We start from the raw sequence: 19,652 nt of genomic DNA on the forward strand, positions 1-19,652 counted from the left end.
CGTAGTCCGAGGGGGACGCGCATGGCCACCGTTGAACTGCGCTTCAGCGCCCAGCCCGAGCATGTCAGGACGGCCCGCCTGGTCGCGGCCGCCGTGGCCCGCCGGGCCGGCGTGGAGGAAGCCGTCCTCGACGAGGTCCGCCTCGCCGTGGGCGAGGCCTGTTCGCGCGCCGTCGGACTCCACCGCAGCAACGGACTGGCCGCGCCCGTCCGGGTCGTGCTGACCGAGGAGGAGAAGGTGTTCTCCATCGAGGTCGGCGACGAGGTTCCCGGACCGGCCGGCAGCTCGGGTGATGCCGTGTCCGGCATCACGGCCGTCCTGGACCCGGACATCGAGGGGGAGGACGAGATGGGCCTCGCCGTGATCAGCGGGCTCGTCGACGACGTCGAGGTGACCACGGGGGAATCGGGCGGGACCATCCGGATGAGCTGGCCCGTCTTCGGGGCATCCGAGCTCCACTAGCGCCGACCCGGCCGCGTCGGCTCCGCCACCCGGTCCGAGCCCGGTCCGCCCGGCCACGCCCTCCCCGGCGCCTCGTCTCCCGCCCGGATGGTGGTCGGCCCGCCCGCCCGCCCGGAGCCCCCCCCGCCGCCCGCCCGGCGCGCACCGCGCTGCCGCGCGCCCTGAACATCGTATCTCCCGATCTTTATCAAGGCCCTGCTGAGCAGGGCCTTTTTCGTTCCTCGCAGCAATCTCCGAACCGGCCCGCGGTTCGTTCCGGGGCCGGCCCCAAGGCCGGTTTCGTGATCGCTGATCATGCGTCAACGCCTTTGTCCCATTACTCATTTCGAGGGTAATGGAGTGACGAGATCTATTGCTGAGGAGCAAGTGCAAGCCAATTCCGTTTCCCGCGCACTGTTTTGATCAGGATCCGCTCCCTACAATCCGTCCACATCTTGAGCTCATCACGTCAAGGAGGACGAATGACGGGGCTCTTCACCCCTATCGCGCCGGATCGCACCACTGATCTGGCAGCCGCAGTACTCACTGATGACAATCGGCTCATCGTGATCATCATCGCGGCCGTGGCACTCGCCGCGCTCGTCGTCGCGCAGATCCTGGTCCGCCAGGTCCTCGCCGCCGGCGAGGGAACCGACAGCATGAAGAAGATCGCCGCCGCCGTGCAGGAAGGCGCCAACGCCTACCTCGGCCGGCAGATGCGCACTCTTGCCATCTTCGCCGTCGTGGTGTTCTTCCTGCTGTTCCTGCTGCCCGCCGACACCTGGTCCCAGCGGGCGGGACGTTCCGCCTTCTTCCTCGTGGGCGCCCTCTTCTCGGCGGCCACCGGCTACATCGGCATGCGTCTCGCGGTCCGCGCCAACGTCCGCGTCGCCGCCGCCGCGCGCGAGGCCACCCCCGCCGAGGGCGAGCCCGCCAAGGACCTGACCGAGGTCTCCCACAAGGCGATGAAGATCGCCTTCCGCACGGGCGGCGTGGTCGGCATGTTCACCGTCGGCCTCGGCCTCCTCGGCGCGTCCTGCGTCGTGCTGGTCTACGCGGCCGACGCCCCCAAGGTCCTGGAGGGCTTCGGCCTCGGTGCCGCGCTGATCGCGATGTTCATGCGCGTCGGCGGCGGCATCTTCACCAAGGCCGCCGACGTCGGCGCCGACCTGGTCGGCAAGGTCGAGCAGGGCATTCCGGAGGACGACCCGCGCAATGCCGCGACCATCGCCGACAACGTGGGCGACAACGTCGGCGACTGCGCCGGTATGGCGGCCGACCTCTTCGAGTCGTACGCCGTCACCCTGGTGGCCGCGCTCATCCTCGGCAAGGCCGCCTTCGGCGACCTGGGCCTGGCCTTCCCGCTGATCGTGCCCGCCATCGGCGTCGTCACCGCCATGATCGGAATCTTCGCGGTCTCTCCGCGCCGCTCCGACCGCAGCGGCATGACCGCCATCAACCGCGGCTTCTTCATCTCCGCCGTGACCTCCCTGGTGCTGGTCGCGATCGCGGTCTACGCGTACCTGCCGGCCACCTACGGCGAGCTCGTCGGCGTCGAGGACGCCGCGATCCTGGCCCACCCCGGCGACCCGCGGGTCCTGGCCGTCGTCGCCGTCGCCATCGGCATCGTGCTCGCGGCCCTGATCCAGCAGCTGACCGGCTACTTCACCGAGACCAACCGCCGTCCCGTCCGGGACATCGGCAAGTCCTCCCTGACCGGCGCGGCCACCGTCGTCCTCGCCGGGATCTCCGTCGGCCTGGAGTCCGCCGTCTACACGGCGCTGCTCATCGGCCTCGGCGTCTACGGGGCGTTCCTGCTCGGCGGTACGTCGATCATGCTGGCGCTCTTCGCGGTGGCCCTGGCCGGCACCGGCCTGCTCACCACCGTCGGCGTCATCGTCGCCATGGACACCTTCGGACCCGTCTCCGACAACGCCCAGGGCATCGCCGAGATGTCCGGTGACGTCCAGGGCGCCGGTGCGCAGGTCCTGACCGACCTGGACGCCGTGGGCAACACGACCAAGGCCATCACCAAGGGCATCGCCATCGCCACGGCGGTGCTCGCCGCGGCCGCGCTCTTCGGCTCGTACAACGACGCGATCGCCAACGCGGTCAGGGACGTCGGGGCCAAGGCCGGGGAGATGAACCTCAGCCTGGACATCGCACAGCCCAACAACCTCGTCGGGCTGATCCTGGGCGCGGCCGTCGTGTTCCTGTTCTCCGGCCTCGCCATCAACGCGGTCTCCCGCTCCGCGGGCGCCGTGGTCTACGAGGTGCGCCGCCAGTTCCGCGAGCACCCCGGGATCATGGACTACAGCGAGAAGCCCGAGTACGGGCGCGTCGTCGACATCTGCACCAAGGACGCGCTGCGCGAGCTCGCCACGCCCGGCCTGCTCGCCGTCCTCACCCCGATCGCCGTGGGCTTCTCCCTCGGCGTCGGCGCGCTCGGCTCCTTCCTGGCCGGCGCCATCGGCACGGGCACGCTGATGGCAGTCTTCCTCGCCAACTCCGGTGGCGCGTGGGACAACGCGAAGAAGCTCGTCGAGGACGGCCACCACGGCGGCAAGGGCAGTGAGGCCCATGCCGCGGTCGTCATCGGCGACACCGTCGGTGACCCGTTCAAGGACACCGCCGGTCCCGCGATCAACCCGCTGCTCAAGGTCATGAACCTGGTGGCGCTGCTGATCGCCCCGGCCGTCGTGCAGTTCAGCTACGGCGACGACACCAGCCCCACGGTGCGGGCGATCGTCGCGGTCCTGGCGATCGGTGTCATCGTCGGCGCGGTGTACGTCTCCAAGCGCCGCGGCATCGCGGTCGGCGACGAGGACGAGGGCGGAGCCGCCGAGCGGGTGGCCAAGTCGCCCGGGCCCGCGACGGTCTCCTGACCCGACGCCGGGCCGAGGGACGGGCAGGGCCGGGCAGGGCCGGCCGTACGCCCGAACGGCGGACAGGCAGCGCGGACTGACGCGCCGTCTGTCCGCCTTTGTGCTTCCCCGGATGGCAGGCGTGTATCTTCCGGGCCGAGAGCCTTCGAAGGGACCAATCCGGTGAACAAGAAGCTTGCGGCCGCAGTGTCAGGCGGTGCGGTACTGATGCTCGTCCTGTCCGGCTGCGGCGGGGACGACGGCGACAAGAAGGCCGACGCCTGGGCCAAGAAGGTCTGCGACCAGTGGCAGCCCGAACTCGACAAGATCGAGGCGGCCAACGCGGAGATCAAGCGCGTGGCGACGGAGAGCAGCAAGCCCGAGGAAGTGCAGAAGACCGATTCTGCGGCATTCGGGACCATGTCCGAGTCGTACAAGAAGATGGGGACGGCGCTGCGGGAGGCGGGAGTTCCGCCGGTCAAGAACGGGCAGGCGACCCAGGACGCGACCGTCAAGGGCTTCGAGGAGACCTCCAAGGGCTACGCCGACCTCAAGGTGAAGATGGACGCCCTCGACGCCAAGGACCAGACGAAGTTCGCCGCGGGCCTCAAGGAACTGGCGGGCGGCCTCGAACAGGCGACCAAGGGCGGCAAGGACGCCCTCGCGCAGCTCAACGCCGGCGGTCTGGACCAGGCGATGAACAAGCAGAAGGGCTGCCAGGTCACCACGCCGACACCGGCCAACTGACGCCGCGGCCAACTGGCGACGCGGTCAACTGTCGGCGCGGTCAACTATCGGCGCGGTGAGCTGACGTCGGACGCCGCCTCGCCGGCGGTACGCCGACCAGGGCGGCCGGGGTCCCGGAAGGGGCCGCGGCCGCCCTCGCGCATGCCGGGCCGCTGGCAGCCGGGCCCTCGGCGCCGCCCACGCGAAGCCGCGCCCACGCGAGGCCGTCGCCCACGCGAGGCCGTCGCCCACGCGAGGCCGTCGCCCACGCGAGGCCGCGCCCACGCCGACGCCCGCGCGGCGCACGGTTTCTCGGCCCCAGCGGACACAATGGACCGGTGAGTACCACCAGCCTTCCCTCGCCCGACCACACCGCCGAACTCCGCAGCGCCCTGCTCGCCGCCGGCTTCACCGCCGACGGGCTGCTCGACCTGCTCGGCGCCCCCGCCTACACCGCGCTGGCCCGCAGCGAGACCGTCCCCGCTCTGCGCGCCACCCGCGGCGACGGCCCGCTCGCGAGCCTGGTCCGGCTGTTCCTGCTGCAGCGGCCGGTGCCGTACGCGCAGGCCCGGGACGCGCTTCCCGTCGAGCTCGCCCTGGCGGACGGCTGGCTGCGGTCGGAGGGCGACGACGTGCGTGCCACCGTCGACGTGCGCCCGTACGGCGGCCCGGACGGAGAGGACTGGTTCATCGTCTCCGACCTCGGCTGCGCCGTCGGCGGGGCCGGCGGGATCGGCAGCCGGGGGCGTCAGGCAGGCACCGGCGTGGTCCTCGGCGTGGGCGGCGCCTCCACCACCCTGGCCGGGATCACCGTCCGCATCCCGGTCGCAACCGCCCTCGACCTCGGCACCGGTTCGGGCATCCAGGCGCTGCACGCCGCCCAGCACGCCACCCGGGTCACCGCCACCGACGTCAACCCGAGGGCCCTGGAGTTCACCCGGTTGACGCTGGCGCTGTCCGGCGCCCCGGAGGCCGAGCTGCTCGCCGGGTCGCTCTTCGATGCGGTCGGCGAGGCGACGTACGACCTGATCGTGTCGAACCCCCCGTTCGTGATCTCCCCCGGCGCCCGCCTCACGTACCGGGACGGCGGGATGGGCGGCGACGACCTCTGCCGGACCCTGGTCCAGGAGGCCGGGGCACGGCTCAATCCGGGCGGGTACGCGCAGTTCCTCGGCAACTGGCAGCACGTGGAGGGCGAGGACTGGCACGACCGGCTCCGCTCCTGGGTGCCGCGCGGCTGCGATGCGTGGATCGTGCAGCGTGATGTGCAGGACGTGACGCAGTACGCCGAGCTCTGGCTGCGCGATGCGGGCGACCACCGCACCGATCCCGCCGAGTACGACCGGCTGTACGAGGACTGGCTGGACGAGTTCGAGGCCCGCAAGACCAAGGCCGTCGGCTTCGGCTGGATCACCTTGCGCCGGACGGACGCGGCCGAGCCCTCGATCGTGGTCGAGGAGTGGCCGCACTCGGTGGAGCAGCCGCTCGGCGAAACCGTACTGGCTCATTTCGCCCGGCAGGACTACCTGCGGGAGCACGACGACGCGGCCCTGCTGGAGGCTCGCTTCGTACTCGCCGGAGAAGTGGTCCAGGAGCAGGTCGGCGCGCCCGGAGCGGAGGACCCCGAGCACGTGGTGCTCCGGCAGAACCGCGGGATGCGGCGCGCCACCAAGGTCGACACGGTCGGAGCGGGCTTCGCCGGAGTGTGTGACGGCTCACTGAGCGCGGGCCGGATCCTGGACGCCATCGCGCAGCTCGTCCAGGAAGATCCGGTCGTCCTGCGGGACCGGACTCCCGAGGCCATCCGGATGCTGGTCGAGCAGGGCTTCCTGGAGCCGGTCGTGGACTGAGACCCCGATTCCGGGGGCGGCCGACCCCGTGATGTAACCCGGGGTTCGCCCGTTGTATCCCCTCGGCTGGCAGGCTCCTGTCAGGGGCGGCTCACGGGAATCCGGGGGGATCCCGAGAGCGGCTCCACGAGCGGCTCCGAACGACTCGGGTCAAGGGGGGAGCGGTATGGACACCGGTCCGGCGATGTTCGCGGCGACGGTGTTCCTGCTGTTCGGAGCCGCTCTGCTGGCCTGGACCGGGGCGCGCGCCGTGCGCCGCGCGCCGGTGGCCGAGGGAGTGCGCCACATCGTGGCCGTCCCGCTCGCGCTCCTCGCCGCCGGCGGCTCGCTCGCCCTCGGAATCTGGTGCCTCGCGCGGCTCTGACGCGGAGGCGGGAACCGGTGTGGATCCGGCCACGGATTCCGGTGTGGCGAAGGGCACGCGGGCGGGGCCAGACGGCCCCCGGGCCACTCTGCCCGGTGATCGGGAAGGGTCCCCCGCGGCATCCGGGCGGCAGAAACGGCGCTTGTCGGGTTACCGTTCGAGTGGCCGTTGCGGGCTTGTGCCGTTTGACACGGGTGCGGGTTGTACCGTCACACTCCGCAGCGTCGCCGTCCAGCGACCGTGTGCCGACCGGAGAGAAGAGCCAAGTTGTCCCCGACTAGCGAGACCGCAAAGGGCGGCCGCCGACTCGTCATCGTCGAGTCCCCTGCCAAGGCGAAGACGATCAAGGGCTACCTCGGCCCCGGATACGTCGTCGAGGCGAGCGTCGGGCACATCCGCGACCTCCCGAACGGCGCGGCCGAGGTTCCCGACAAGTACACCGGCGAGGTCCGTCGCCTCGGAGTGGACGTCGAGCACGACTTCCAGCCGATCTACGTCGTCAACGCCGACAAGAAGGCTCAGGTCAGGAAGCTCAAGGAGCTGCTGGCCGAATCTGACGAACTCTTCCTCGCCACCGATGAGGACCGCGAGGGCGAAGCCATCGCGTGGCACCTGCAGGAAGTCCTCAAGCCCAAGGTCCCCGTCCACCGGATGGTCTTCCACGAGATCACCAAGGACGCGATCCGCGACGCCGTCGCCAACCCGCGCGAGCTCAACCAGCGCATGGTCGACGCCCAGGAGACGCGCCGCATCCTCGACCGCCTCTACGGCTACGAGGTCTCGCCGGTCCTGTGGAAGAAGGTCATGCCGCGGCTGTCCGCCGGGCGCGTCCAGTCGGTGGCCACCCGCCTCGTCGTCGAGCGGGAGCGCGAGCGCATCGCCTTCCGTTCCGCCGAGTACTGGGACCTGACCGGAACCTTCTCCACCGGCCGCGCCGGTGACCCGTCCGACCCCTCGACGCTGGTCGCCCGCCTGAACGCGGTGGACGGCAAGCGCGTCGCGCAGGGCCGCGACTTCGGCTCGACCGGGCAGATCAAGAGCGAGGTGCTGCACCTCGACGAGGCGAACGCCCGGGCGCTGGCCGCCGCGCTGGAGGGTGCCTCGTTCGCCGTCCGGTCGGTCGAGTCCAAGCCGTACCGCCGCTCCCCGTACGCCCCGTTCCGTACGACGACGCTCCAGCAGGAGGCCTCGCGCAAGCTGGGCTTCGGTGCGAAGGCGACGATGCAGGTGGCCCAGAAGCTGTACGAGAACGGCTTCATCACCTACATGCGTACGGACTCCACGACCCTGTCCGAGACCGCCGTCACGGCGGCGCGGGCGCAGGTCACGCAGCTGTACGGAGCCGACTACCTGCCGGAGAAGCCCCGCGTCTACGCGGGCAAGGTCAAGAACGCCCAGGAGGCGCACGAGGCGATCCGCCCTTCGGGTGATCGTTTCCGCACGCCGGCCGAGACGGGCCTGACCGGCGACCAGTTCCGCCTGTACGAGCTGATCTGGAAGCGGACCGTCGCCTCCCAGATGAAGGACGCGGTCGGCAACTCGGTGACCGTGAAGATCGGTGGCCGGGCGAGCGACGGGCGCGACGCCGAGTTCTCCGCTTCCGGCAAGACGATCACCTTCCACGGCTTCATGAAGGCGTACGTCGAGGGCGCGGACGACCCGAACGCCGAGCTCGACGACCGCGAGAAGCGCCTCCCGCAGGTCGCGCAGGGTGACGCGCTCGCCGCCGAGGAGATCACGGCGGACGGGCACTCGACCAAGCCCCCGGCCCGCTACACCGAGGCCTCGCTGGTCAAGGAGCTCGAAGAGCGCGAGATCGGCCGCCCGTCGACCTACGCGTCGATCATCGGCACGATCCTCGACCGCGGATACGTCTTCAAGAAGGGCACGGCGCTCGTGCCGTCCTTCCTGTCGTTCGCCGTGGTGAACCTGCTGGAGACCCACTTCGGGCGGCTCGTCGACTACGACTTCACCGCGAAGATGGAGGACGACCTCGACCGCATCGCGCGGGGCGAGGCCCAGTCCGTGCCGTGGCTGAAGCGCTTCTACTTCGGCGCGGAGGACGCCTCGGCGCCGGTCCCGGCCAGCGGCGACCACCTCGGCGGTCTGAAGGAGCTGGTCACTGACCTCGGCGCGATCGACGCCCGGGAGATCTCCTCCTTCCCGGTCGGCGAGGGCATCGTGCTGCGGGTCGGCCGCTACGGGCCGTACGTGGAGCGGGGCGAGAAGGACGCGGAGGGCCACCAGCGGGCCGACGTACCGGACGACATGGCTCCGGACGAGCTGACGGTCGAGTACGCGGAGGAGCTGTTCGCGAAGCCGAGCGGCGAGTTCGAGCTCGGCAAGGACCCGGTCAGCGGGAACGAGATCGTCGCGAAGGACGGCCGCTACGGGCCGTACGTGACGGAGATCCTCCCCGAGGGCACGCCGAAGACGGGCAAGAACGCGGTCAAGCCGCGGACGGCCTCGCTCTTCAAGTCGATGAGCCTCGACACGGTCACGCTCGACGACGCGCTGAAGCTGATGTCGCTGCCGCGCGTGGTCGGCGTGGACGCGGAGGGCGTGGAGATCACGGCCCAGAACGGCCGCTACGGCCCGTACCTGAAGAAGGGCACGGACTCGCGCTCGCTGGAGACCGAGGACCAGCTCTTCTCGATCACGCTGGACGAGGCGCTCGCCATCTACGCGCAGCCGAAGCAGCGGGGGCGGGCAGCCGCCAAGCCGCCGCTGAAGGAACTGGGCACGGACCCGGTGAGCGAGAAGCCGGTGGTGGTCAAGGACGGCCGCTTCGGGCCGTACGTGACGGACGGCGAGACGAACGCGACGCTGCGGCGGGACGACGACGTCGAGACGATCACGCCGGAGCGGGGCTACGAGCTGCTCGCGGAGAAGCGCGCGAAGAGCCCGGCCAAGAAGGTGGCCAAGAAGGCTCCCGCGAAGAAGGCCCCGGCGAAGAAGGCGACGGCGGCGGCGGGCAAGACGACCGCCGCGAAGAAGACGGCGGCGAAGAAGACCACGACCGCCGCCAAGAAGACGACGGCGAAGAAGGCGGTGGCCAAGAAGGCGTCGACCGCTTCGGCGGACGAGTAGCCCTCGGGCGCCGGGCAGGCGGTTCTGCCCGGTCGGTGGCGCTGCCGGCTCCTTCTGCCCGGCCGCCGCTTCTCTCCGGTCCGGCCCCCGTGCGGCTTTGCACGGGGGCCGGGGCCGTTTGCGGGCGGTGTCGCTCCGCCGCCCGATGCCAGCCGCCGCCTGGGGTCACAGCGGAGGTTGTCCACAGGCCTCCGCACCCGCCATGCTCAGCGGATAGGCTGGGCGGATGACGCGAGCCGAGCAGCCGAGGGTCGTGACCGGCCAAGGGAACCCCACCTACGACGAAGCCCTAGCCGCGGATTCCCGCGAGCGCGCGGTGCGCGCCTTGCTGCGCACTCCAAGGCTGCGCCGGCTGTGGAGCGCCCAGCTGGTGAGCGGCATCGGTGATGCCCTTGCCCTGCTGGTGCTGGTCCTGCTGGCCCTTCAGGCAGCCGTTTCGGAAGGGGGATTCGGCAGCGGATACCGCGGCGCCGCCCTCGCCGTCGCCACCGTCTTCGGGGTCCGGATCCTCGCCACCCTCCTCTTCGGCGCGGTCCTCCTCGGCCCGCTTGCGGCGCTCATCGGCCCGGGCGGCAAGCTCGACCGCCGCTGGACGATGATCGGCGCCGACGGGATCCGGCTCGGGCTCTTCGTCGTCGCCCCGCTGTGGCTCGACTGGATCCCCGGCCACGCGCTCACCGCGCTGCTGGCCACCGTCTTCGTCTCCGGCGCCGCCGAGCGGCTGTGGACCCTGGCCAAGGACAGCGCCGCTCCCGCGCTGCTGCCCGCGCCGCCGCCGGAGGGAGCGACCGTGCGGCCGCTCCCGGACCACCTCGACACGCTGCGGCGCCTGACCGTTCGTACGGCATTCGCGGCGGTGCCCGTCGCCGCGGCCGTGCTGCTCGCCGCCACCCTGATCGGCAAGGCCCTCGGCCTCGGCGTGGACTGGTTCGCGGAGAACCAGGCCGCGCTCGGCTCGTACGTGGCCTCCGGCCTCTTCGCGGCGTCGGTCTCGCTGCTGCTCCCGCTGGTCCTGCCCGCCGGGAAGACCCCGCGGCCCCGTTCCCCGCTGGAGGGACTGCGGGCACCGAAGGCGGGCGACCGGCCCGAGAAGGGCCGTACGGGCGTCATCCCCGTCCTCGTCCTGGCCTGCGCCGCGGTCGCCGGAGCGGTGTCCTGCGCCGTCGCCGTGGCCGTACTGCACGCCTTCGACCTGGGCGGCGGCCCGGCCTCCTTCGCGCTGTTCGTCCTCGCACTGGTCGGCGGCACCGCCGTCGGCATCCGCGCCACCCAGGCCGGGAAGGTGTTGCCCGCCCTGTCGAGGCGCCGCCTGCTCGCCCTCGCCATAGCGGTGACCGGCCTGGCGCTGCTGCTGACCGGCCTCGTCCCGGACACGGCCACCGTGCTGTTCCTGTCGCTGCTCGCCGGCACCGCCGCGGGCGTCGCGGCCAACGCCGGGCACACCCTGCTGGACCAGGAGACCGAGGAGTTCCGCCGGGCGCGGGTCACCCTGCACCTCCAGGCGGTCGTACGGGTGGCCATCGCCGTAGGGGCCCTCGTCGCCCCCGTCCTGGCCGCGGTGATAGGCCCGCACCGGTTGACCGGCGCCGAGGTCGTCTTCGCCCACGGCGGCGCCGCCTTCACCCTGATGCTGGTCGGCGCCCTGCTGCTGCCGGTGGCCGTGGTGGTGCTCGCCAAGGCCGACGACCGCAGCGGCGTACCCCTGCGGCGCGACCTGCGCGAGGCGCTGCGCGGCGGGGAACCGGTACAGGCGGCGTCCACCACCGGTTTCTTCATCGCCCTGGAGGGCGGCGACGGAGCCGGTAAGTCCACCCAGGTGGAGGCGCTGGCCGACTGGATACGCGGCAAGGGCCACGAGGTCGTGGTGACCCGCGAGCCGGGGGCCACTCCGGTGGGCAAGCGGCTCCGCTCGATCCTGCTCGACATCTCCTCGGCCGGCCTGTCGAACCGCGCCGAGGCGCTGCTGTACGCCGCGGACCGGGCCGAACACGTGGACACGGTGGTCCGCCCGGCCCTGGAGCGCGGTGCGGTCGTCATCACGGACCGGTACATCGACTCCTCGGTGGCCTACCAGGGCGCCGGCCGCGATCTCTCCCCGACCGAGATCGCCCGGATCTCGCGCTGGGCCACGGACGGGCTCGTACCGAACCTCACCGTGCTGCTCGACGTCTCGCCGGAGGCGGCGCGGGAGCGGTTCACGGAGGCGCCGGACCGGCTGGAATCGGAGCCGGCGGAATTCCACCAGCGGGTGCGGGCCGGTTTCCTGACCCTCGCCGCGTCCGACCCCGGGCGCTACCTGGTGGTCGACGCGGGCCAGGACCCGGAGTCGGTGAGCACCGTCGTACGGCACCGCCTGGACCGGATGCTGCCGCTCTCCGAGGCCGAGGTGGCCGCCCAGGCGGAGGCCCGTCGCCTCGCCGAGGAGGAGGCCAGGCGCAGGGCCGAGGAAGAGGCGGCGCGCAAGGCGGAGGAGGCCCGGCTGCGGGCCGAGGAAGAAGCACGGCGGGCTCGCGAGGCCGAGGAAGCCCGGATCAAGGCCGAGGCGGAAGCCGCCCGCAAGGCGGAGGAGGAGCGGCTGCGCGCCGAGGAGGAGGCCCGCGCCCGGGCCGAGGCCGAGCGGCTGCGCGCGGAGGCCGAGGAGAAGGCCCGCGCGGCGGAGCAGGAGCGGTTGCGCAGGCAGGCCGAGGAGGAGGCCCGGCTGCGGGCCGAGGCCGAGGAGCGGCGGCTGGAGAAGCAGCGTCGGGCCGAGGAGGCCCTGCTGAAGGCCGAGGAGGCGCGGCGGCTGGCGGCGGCCGCGGCGGCCGAGCAGGCGTCGGCGGCGGCCGCTGCGGCGTCGGCGGCTGCTGCTCCGGCTGCTCCGGCCCCGAAGGTCGGCATGAGGAAGGACCCGCGCTCGGAGCCGCACCCGGACGACGCGCTGACGGTCGAGACGCCGGTGGTCAAGCGGGTCGTCCGGCCCGACGACGTCACCCAAACGGTCCCGGTGCCGAAGACGGAGCCGGCGAGTCGGCCGGTCCGCGCGACCGACGAGACGGCCGTACTGCCGCCCGTACGGCCGGAGGCGGGTCCCGACGAGACGGCCGTACTGCCCCCCGTACGGCCGGAGGCGGGCCCCTCCGCAGGCCCCGCCGGGGCGGCCGCCGGCTCCGGCTCGGACGAGGTGCCCGCACGTCCGGCCCGTACGAGCGGCCCCGCCCGGTCCGCCTCCCGGCCGACGGCCCGGCGCAGCGAGGAGAGCCCGGCCGACCGGGTGCCCCCGGGCATCTTCCGGGACGCCGGCAACGACCGGACCCGGGAGCTCCCTGTCCTCGGCGAGGACGGCCGGCCGCGCCGGGGGCGCCCGGACTGGGCCGAGGAGACCCCGCTGGACGATCTGCCGACGCTGGCGGACGAGCTGCTGGGCCGCCACCGGGACGACGAGGACGACGACGGTGGATCGCGCCGCCGCTGAGCGGGCACGGGCCCGGATTGTCAGTGGCGCGCGCCACACTGTGAAGGCGCCCCGGCGTGCAGGTTCCGGGAAGGCGTAAGGACCGTGCAGGACGACGCACGGACGGAAAGTGAAAGGCGGTGGGCGGGATGCCCGTATGGGACGACCTGGTGGGACAGGAGCGTGTCCAGACGCAGTTGGCCGCCGCCGCCCGTGACGCCGACGCCCTGGTCACGTCCGTCACGGACGGGACCGTGGAGCCGTCCTCGTCCAAGATGACCCATGCGTGGCTGTTCACCGGCCCGCCCGGCTCCGGGCGCTCCACCGCCGCCCGGGCCTTCGCGGCCGCCCTCCAGTGCACCAGCCCCGACCGCGCCCTGGGCGGCGAGCCGGGCTGCGGGTTCTGCGACGGCTGCCACACCACCGTGATCGGCACGCACTCCGATGTGGAATTCGTCCGTACCGATCTGCTGTCCATCGGTGTCAAGGAGACCCGTGAACTGGTCCGCCGGGCGCAGCTCTCCCCGGCGGTCGGGCGCTGGCAGGTCATCGTCCTGGAGGACGCCGACCGGCTGACGGAGGGGGCGGGCAATGTGCTGCTCAAGGCCGTGGAGGAGCCCGCTCCGCGGACGGTGTGGCTGCTGTGCGCGCCTTCGCTGGAGGACGTGCTGCCCACGATCCGGTCCCGCTGCCGGCATCTGACCCTGCGCACCCCGCCCGTCGACGCCGTGGCCGAGGTCCTGGTCCGGCGCGACGGCATCGAGCCCGCTGTGGCCGCGGCCGCCGCCAGGGCGACCCAGGGACACATCGGCCGGGCCCGCCGGCTGGCCACCGACGCGGCCGCCCGCTCCCGCCGGGCCTCCGTGCTGAAGCTCCCGCTGCGGGTCGATGACGTGGGCGGCTGCCTCAAGGCCGCACAGGAGCTGGTCGACGCCGCCGCCGAGGACGCCAAGCAGGTCGCGGAGGAGGTCGACACCAAGGAGACCGAGGAGCTGCGGGCAGCGCTCGGAGCCGGCGCGGGCGCCGGGAGTCGGATGCCGCGCGGCACGGCGGGCGTGATGAAGGAGCTGGAGGACCGGCAGAAGCGCCGCCGCACGCGTACCCAGCGCGACAGCCTCGACCTGGCGCTGACCGACCTCACCGGCTTCTACCGGGACGTGCTGGCCCTGCAGCTCGGCTCGTCGGTGGCCATCGCGAACGAGGAGATACGGCCGGACCTCGACCGGATCGCCCGCGCGTCGGGTCCCGAGCGGACGCTGCGCCGGATCGAGGCGATCATCGCCTGCCGGGACGCCCTCGACCGGAATGTCGCCCCGCTCCTCGCGGTCGAGGCGATGACGATGTCGCTGCGCGCGGGCTGACCGCGCCGGCTGACCGCGCGGGGACTCGCCGGGCCGCCGACGCCGCGGCCGGGCTGGCCGAGGCCGGGCCGACGCCGGGGCCGGGTCGGGCGGGGCGGGCTCGTCGTCGGGAAGGCCTGCGTTGACGGCCTCACCCGTACGAGCGAGCGCGGGCGGCCTCCCGGCGCGCGGGCGGCTCCGGGCGTTGCCGCGGCCCGCTCCCGCAGCCGCGGACCGTCCGCCGGCGCGGGGGAAGGGGTACCGCAGCAGGCCGCCGGAGGGCGTTCGCCGGATCACCCCGGACCCTCCAGGCCGTAGGCTCCAGGGATGGACACCAGTCGCCTGCTGCGTACCACCGGGACCGTGATCGCGGCCGCCGGGCTGCTGCTCTCCGGGTGTACCTCGGGCGGTTCGGGAGGACCCCGGGCCGCCGCGTCCTCCGCCGGGGGCACGAGTGCGTCACCCGCCGACCCGGCCGCCCACGCGGCCGCGATGCGCCCGTACTACGAGCAGAAGCTGAGCTGGCGCGAGTGCGGTGTCCCCGGATTCCAGTGCGCCACCATGAAGGCGCCGCTGGACTACGCCAACCCCGGGTCCGGCCAGGACGTCGACATCGCGGTCGCCCGCCGTCAGGCCACCGGCCCCGGCGAGCGGCTCGGCTCGCTGGTGGTCAACCCGGGCGGCCCGGGCGGCTCCGGCATCGGATACCTCCAGGCCTACGCGGGCATCGGCTATCCCGCGCCCGTCCGCGCCCAGTACGACATGGTCTCCTTCGACCCGCGCGGTGTGGAGCGCAGCAGCCCCGTGGAGTGCCTGTCCGGCCCGGCCATGGACCGGTACACGCAGGTGGACCAGACGCCGGACGACCCGGCCGAGCGGGCCCTGCTGGTGGCCTCCTTCAAGGAGTTCGCGGCGGGCTGCCAGGCCCGCTCGAAGCGGGTCCTGCCGCACGTCTCCACGGTCGACGCCGCCCGCGACATGGACGTACTGCGCGCGGTGCTGGGCGACGAGAAGCTCACGTACGTCGGCGCCTCCTACGGAACCTTCCTCGGGGCGACGTACGCGGACCTCTTCCCCGGCCGGGTCGGCCGGCTGGTCCTGGACGGCGCGATGGACCCCTCCCGTTCGGCGCTCGACCTGAACCGCGACCAGACGGCGGGCTTCGAGACGGCTCTCACGTCCTTCGCCAAGGACTGCGCGACGCAGCCGGACTGCCCGCTCGGAACGGGCGGCCCGGCCGCGGTGGCGGCGCGGCTGAAGGAGTTCTTCCGCAAGGTCGACGCGCAGCCCGTGCCGACCGGCGAACCGAAACGCCCGCTGAGTGAGTCGCTCGCGACGACCGGGGTGATCGCGGCGCTCTACGACGAGAGCGCCTGGCCGCAACTGCGTGAGGCGCTCACCGCCGCCATGAGCGGCGACGGGGCACCCCTGCTGAGCCTCGCCGACAGCTACTACGAGCGTGACGCGGACGGCAAGTACGCCAACCTGATGTACGCGAACGCGGCCGTCAACTGCCTCGACCAGCCCCCGGCCTTCGGCGGCCCCGAGGCGGTCGAAGCCGCCCTGCCGTCCTTCCAGAAGGCCTCCCCGGTCTTCGGCTCGGGCCTGGCCTGGGCCTCGCTGAACTGCGCGTACTGGCCGGTGAAGGCCACCGGCACGGCGAAGGCGCTGACCGCGAAGGGGGCCCCGCCGATCGTGGTGGTCGGCACCACACGCGACCCGGCGACCCCGTACAAGTGGGCACAGGCGCTGGCCCGACAGCTCGATTCCGGTGTCCTGCTCACGTACGACGGCGACGGCCACACGGCGTACGGCCGCGGCAGCGACTGCGTCGACACCTCGATCAACCAGTACCTGCTGGAGGGCAAGGCGCCGGCGGACGGCAAGAAGTGCTGATCGCGCGCTGATCGCGCGCTGAGTGCGCTGCCGACCGGTAGGTGGCTCGTGGCTAGTGGCCCGGTCCGGAGGCCTTGAAGCCCTTCGGCATCATCCACACCACGAGCACCAGCACCGTGCCCGCGATGCCGATCGACACGTACGAGGTCGTGGTCAGAGCGCTGTCGAAGGCGTCCCGCGCCCGTTCCAGCAGCCCGGCGCTCTCGGCGGCCGGAAGCCGCTCGGCGTACTCCTTCGCCCCGCCGATCGACTCGGCCGCCTGGGATGGCGTACCGGCCATGAGCCCGGAGTAGGCCGCCCCGTGGATGGAGCCGAGGAGCGCGACGCCGAGGCCCACTCCCAGCTCGTACGAGGTCTCGGACACGGCGCCCGCCTGCCCGGCCCGCTCCGCCGGGACGGCGGAGACGAGCACGGAGGCGGCGGTGGTGACGGCGAGGCCGTCGCTGAACCCGAGGGTGACCAGGAAGAGGGCGATGTACGCGTACGAGGTCGGGTGCGGGGCCAGGGCCAGCAGGGTGAATCCGGCCACCAGCCCGGCCGTCCCGAACGCCATGCAGGCCCGTACGCCGATCCGGTGCATCAGCGTCGGTGTCAGGAGCGAGCTGACCAGCATGGCGAGGGCGGTCGGCAGGGTGCGCAGGCCGGCTTCGAAGGGGGAGTAGCCGTGGACGTACTGGAGCCACAGGGACACCAGGAACAGCGCGGCGCCGGCGGCGAGCATGGCCATCAGGGTCACGAGCGCGGCGGCGGTGAAGGGCCGGTTCAGGAAGAGCCGCACGTCGAGGAGCGGATCCTCCAGCCGGAGCTGGCGCCGGACGAACCAGGCCAGCAGCGCGACGCCGGCCAGCAGAATCGCCAGGTCGAGGACGTCCGGGCTGCCTTTGGCGACGTGCTTGATCCCCCAGGCGAGCCCGACGATGCCGACGACGGAGACGACGGCGCTGATCCAGTCGAGGGCGTGGTGGCCTGCGTCCTTGAACTCGGGCAGCAGCCACAGCCCGGCGACCACGGTCGCGACGACGACGGGCACGTTGACCCAGAAGGCCGCGGCCCAGCCGTACCGCTCGACCAGCAGCCCGCCGACGAGCGGCCCGATCGCGGCTCCGGCACCGGCCACGGCCGCCCAGATGCCGATGGCGAGGGCCCGCTCGTGGGCGTCGGTGAAGATGTTCCGGATCAGCGAGAGCGTGGACGGCATCACCATCGCCCCGCCGATGCCGAGCAGCACGCGCCCGGCGATGAGCTGCGTCGAGCTCTCGGCGGTGGCGGCGAGCACGGAGGCCAGGCCGAAGAGCACGAAGCCGATCAGGAACAGCTTCCTGCGCCCCAGCCGGTCGCTGACGGCGCCGGTGGTGACGAGGAGGCCGCCGAGCACCAGCCCGTAGATGTCGATGATCCACAACTGCTGGAGCGCGCTGGGGCGCAGGTGGTCGATGAGGGAGGGGAGCGCGACGTTCAGGATCGTGGCGTCCATCGCCACGAGCAGCAGACTCGCGCACAGCACGGCGAGCATCGCCCAGCGCACGGACCCGGACGTCGGACGGCTTCCGGCGGCGGGGCCTGTGGGGTTCACGGCTCGGGCCACGGCATGTCTCATCCGTTCGGGGGGGGGGGCACAGTAGAACGATGCGCCGGATGTGACACATCTGCCCCAGTATGTGACCTCGTTCTCACCCCCGCGCAACTCGGTTCAGGGCACCCCCTCACACCCTGTAGACTTGGCGCCGCTGCTGATGAGGGCCCCTCTTCGAGGGAATACTTGTCTGACCAGCGGTGCCGCCTTAGCTCAGTTGGCCAGAGCAACGCACTCGTAATGCGTAGGTCTCGGGTTCGAATCCCGAAGGCGGCTCTGTAGAAGCCCCAGGACTCACTCGCCGTGACCTGGGGCTTTTGCTATTTAGCGGATCTTGCGACGGCGCCGAGCGCGGGCCGCTCGGGTGCTCTCGGTCTCAGTTCTGGTCTCAGACGGGGGATTGGGGCCAGGCATGAACGCCTCGCCCATCCGGCGCATTGCCTCCCGCGAGAGCTCGGAGCGGCCCTTCACGTAGCGCCGGGTCTGGCTGATCTGGGTGTGCCGGAGAATCTCCATGATCGTCGGCATGTCCACGCCCAGCTCGTTGAGGATCGTGCCGGCCGTGTGGCGGCTTCCGTCGTGCTGACGGCGGTCGCTGATCCCGGCCTCCTCAAGCAGCTCCTTGAACTCCTCCCAGTCGGCTCGCGGGTCGAGCGGCCGGCCGTCGGGCCGGGTGAAGACGGCGCCGCACTCTTCCCAGAGGTCTCCGGCGGCTTGACGCTGCTGGTCCTGCTTCGTCTTGTGCTCGTGAAGGTAAGGCAGGAAGGGCGGCGGGATCGGTACGGGGTTCTGGCTTTTCTTCGTCTTGGGCCGGGTGAAGGCGAGTCCCCCGCCCTTCCGCTCGGGGCAGCTGCTGGCGTGTCGGCGGCAGGTCTTCGGGCAGGGCTGCGGGCAGCCGCGCTTGTAGCCCTTGTGTGCTGAGCAGTCGGGCGGGCAAGGCTCGAACCGGTGGAGCCGGGCGCCGCAGGCGTGCGCGTTCTTGCAACCGTGCTTCCAGGTGAGGCGCTGGAGCTGCCAAGCGGGGTGGAACAGCCCCTGCTCCAGGTCGACATAGGGCCAACGAAGGCCCAGAGCCTCGCCCTGCCGGAAGCCCATGCCGACGCCGATGGCCCACCGCATGAACGTCGGGCGCTTGGCGGCGGCTGCGAGGAATGCCTTCGACTCGTCTCGCGAGAAGGGGTTCGCCTCGGTCTCGTCCACGGACGGCGGGTCCACGAGCGTGGCGACGTTCTCGCTGATGATCCGGCGACGGTGGGCGATTTTAAGGGCGCGGGAGAGGATCCGGTGCACCTTGACCACGTGCGAGGGGGCGTGCCCCTCCTCCAGCATGGCCGCGTACATCACCTCCAGGTGTTCGGGGGCGAGCTTGTCGAGGCGGTGCTTTCCGACGCCCGGGATGATGTCGTTGCGAGTCTTCGACCAGTAGTCGTCCAGCGACCGCGGCTTGAGCTTCAAGCTCGCGATCGTGGTCAGGTACGTGTCCATCCAGTCCGCGACGGTCGGCTTCCGCCCCGCCTTCGTGGCTCGACCTTCGTCGCGCAGCTTCTCCAGCTCGCGGACCTTTTTGGTGACGGCGGTCTCGGTCTTGGCCCGGCGGTGCCGGCGGTCTGGGCCGCCGTCGGGCTTCACGCCCATCGTGACTCGGCCGTGCCACCACCCGTCACTGCCCAGGTAGATGGACGACTCCATGTTCGGCTTACGGGGACTCAAGTTTTCCTCCATGCGGAAGGCGGCCCCGGGGCATCCCCGGGGCCGCCTATGGCTGCGCTGAGATCAGACGGACTGCGGCTGGAGTTGGGCGGCGAACGCGTCGATGTCGTCCCGCCTGATGCGGCGGGCCCGGCCGACCTTGACGAAAGGCAGGTCACCGGAGGCCATCAGCTCGTAGAGCGTGGAGCGTCCGAGTGAGAGCAACTCGGCGGCCAACTCCACCGTGCAGAGGACCGGGGCGACGGGCATGGCTGCGGTGGTCATCGAAGTGCCTCCACGGCGATCGGATGTCGGGGCTCTGCCCCGCCTGTAGAAATCCGCTACTGCCGCTACCTCCGCTACCGCCCTGGTCAGGGGCTTGATCGGGG

Annotated in this window: 12 protein-coding genes and 1 tRNA gene; 10 read left to right on the forward strand and 3 right to left on the reverse strand. The window is 72.1% G+C overall.

What is annotated here, in order from left to right; genetic code table 11:
- Positions 1-21 precede the first annotated feature (21 nt).
- The 9 genes from ABZX75_RS11655 to ABZX75_RS11695 all read left to right on the forward strand — a co-directional run bounded on the left by ABZX75_RS11655 (position 22) and on the right by ABZX75_RS11695 (position 16,001).
- Positions 22-462 carry an ATP-binding protein gene (locus ABZX75_RS11655; protein ID WP_355409977.1) on the forward strand — a complete coding sequence of 147 codons (441 nt, stop codon included), beginning with the start codon at positions 22-24 and terminating at the stop codon, positions 460-462.
- Positions 463-923: 461 nt separating this feature from the next.
- Positions 924-3,326, forward strand: a complete 2,403-nt coding sequence (locus ABZX75_RS11660; RefSeq protein WP_355409978.1) for a sodium-translocating pyrophosphatase — start codon at positions 924-926, stop codon at positions 3,324-3,326.
- Positions 3,327-3,488: 162 nt separating this feature from the next.
- Positions 3,489-4,052 (forward strand): small secreted protein, encoded by a 564-nt coding sequence (locus tag ABZX75_RS11665; protein WP_355409979.1) that lies wholly within the window; start codon positions 3,489-3,491, stop codon positions 4,050-4,052.
- Positions 4,053-4,369: 317 nt separating this feature from the next.
- Entirely contained in the window at positions 4,370-5,881 is a 1,512-nt protein-coding gene (locus tag ABZX75_RS11670) for a methyltransferase (protein ID WP_355409980.1), read from the forward strand.
- Positions 5,882-6,047: 166 nt separating this feature from the next.
- The gene (locus ABZX75_RS11675) at positions 6,048-6,245 is read left to right on the forward strand and encodes a hypothetical protein (protein ID WP_355409981.1); all 198 of its coding nucleotides are present in this window, start codon (positions 6,048-6,050) and stop codon (positions 6,243-6,245) included.
- Between the two features lie 267 nt (positions 6,246-6,512).
- Positions 6,513-9,335, forward strand: coding sequence for a type I DNA topoisomerase (gene topA / locus ABZX75_RS11680; RefSeq protein WP_355409982.1), 2,823 nt, complete (start codon positions 6,513-6,515; stop codon positions 9,333-9,335).
- 226 nt (positions 9,336-9,561) lie between these two features.
- Positions 9,562-12,786 (forward strand): dTMP kinase, encoded by a 3,225-nt coding sequence (tmk, locus tag ABZX75_RS11685; RefSeq protein WP_355409983.1) that lies wholly within the window; start codon positions 9,562-9,564, stop codon positions 12,784-12,786.
- Between the two features lie 128 nt (positions 12,787-12,914).
- Positions 12,915-14,126, forward strand: coding sequence for a DNA polymerase III subunit delta' (locus ABZX75_RS11690; RefSeq protein ID WP_355409984.1), 1,212 nt, complete (start codon positions 12,915-12,917; stop codon positions 14,124-14,126).
- A gap of 306 nt (positions 14,127-14,432) precedes the next feature.
- Positions 14,433-16,001: an alpha/beta hydrolase gene (locus tag ABZX75_RS11695; RefSeq protein ID WP_355409985.1), complete on the forward strand. Its 1,569-nt coding sequence runs from the start codon at positions 14,433-14,435 to the stop codon at positions 15,999-16,001.
- A 52-nt stretch (positions 16,002-16,053) separates the two neighbouring features.
- Here the strand turns inward: ABZX75_RS11695 and ABZX75_RS11700 are convergent, their stop codons facing one another.
- A complete protein-coding gene (locus ABZX75_RS11700; protein WP_355409986.1) occupies positions 16,054-17,586 on the reverse strand; it encodes an MFS transporter in 1,533 nt (510 codons plus the stop codon).
- A 190-nt stretch (positions 17,587-17,776) separates the two neighbouring features.
- On the opposite strand from ABZX75_RS11700, the gene ABZX75_RS11705 reads away from it, so the two are divergent.
- Positions 17,777-17,850 (forward strand) — tRNA-Thr (locus ABZX75_RS11705).
- A gap of 48 nt (positions 17,851-17,898) precedes the next feature.
- On the opposite strand, the gene ABZX75_RS11710 is transcribed toward ABZX75_RS11705, so the two are convergent.
- Both ABZX75_RS11710 and ABZX75_RS11715 read right to left on the reverse strand, forming a co-directional pair.
- Complete coding sequence (locus ABZX75_RS11710) at positions 17,899-19,284, reverse strand: tyrosine-type recombinase/integrase (RefSeq protein WP_355409987.1); 1,386 nt, start codon at positions 19,282-19,284, stop codon at positions 17,899-17,901.
- A gap of 63 nt (positions 19,285-19,347) precedes the next feature.
- Complete coding sequence (locus ABZX75_RS11715) at positions 19,348-19,548, reverse strand: excisionase family DNA-binding protein (protein WP_355409988.1); 201 nt, start codon at positions 19,546-19,548, stop codon at positions 19,348-19,350.
- Between the last annotated feature and the right edge of the window lie 104 nt (positions 19,549-19,652).

This window comes from Streptomyces sp. NPDC003038, from assembly GCF_040611115.1.
In the GTDB taxonomy this organism is placed as follows: domain Bacteria; phylum Actinomycetota; class Actinomycetes; order Streptomycetales; family Streptomycetaceae; genus Streptomyces.

Coding starts and splice junctions, on each gene's coding strand:
- ABZX75_RS11660 (WP_355409978.1), top strand. CDS start 924: ATGACGGGGCTCTTCACCCCTATCGCGCCGGATCGCACCACTGATCTG.
- ABZX75_RS11675 (WP_355409981.1), top strand. CDS start 6,048: ATGGACACCGGTCCGGCGATGTTCGCGGCGACGGTGTTCCTGCTGTTC.
- ABZX75_RS11695 (WP_355409985.1), top strand. CDS start 14,433: ATGGACACCAGTCGCCTGCTGCGTACCACCGGGACCGTGATCGCGGCC.
- tmk (WP_355409983.1), top strand. CDS start 9,562: ATGACGCGAGCCGAGCAGCCGAGGGTCGTGACCGGCCAAGGGAACCCC.
- ABZX75_RS11715 (WP_355409988.1), bottom strand. CDS start 19,548: ATGACCACCGCAGCCATGCCCGTCGCCCCGGTCCTCTGCACGGTGGAG.
- ABZX75_RS11655 (WP_355409977.1), top strand. CDS start 22: ATGGCCACCGTTGAACTGCGCTTCAGCGCCCAGCCCGAGCATGTCAGG.
- ABZX75_RS11690 (WP_355409984.1), top strand. CDS start 12,915: ATGCCCGTATGGGACGACCTGGTGGGACAGGAGCGTGTCCAGACGCAG.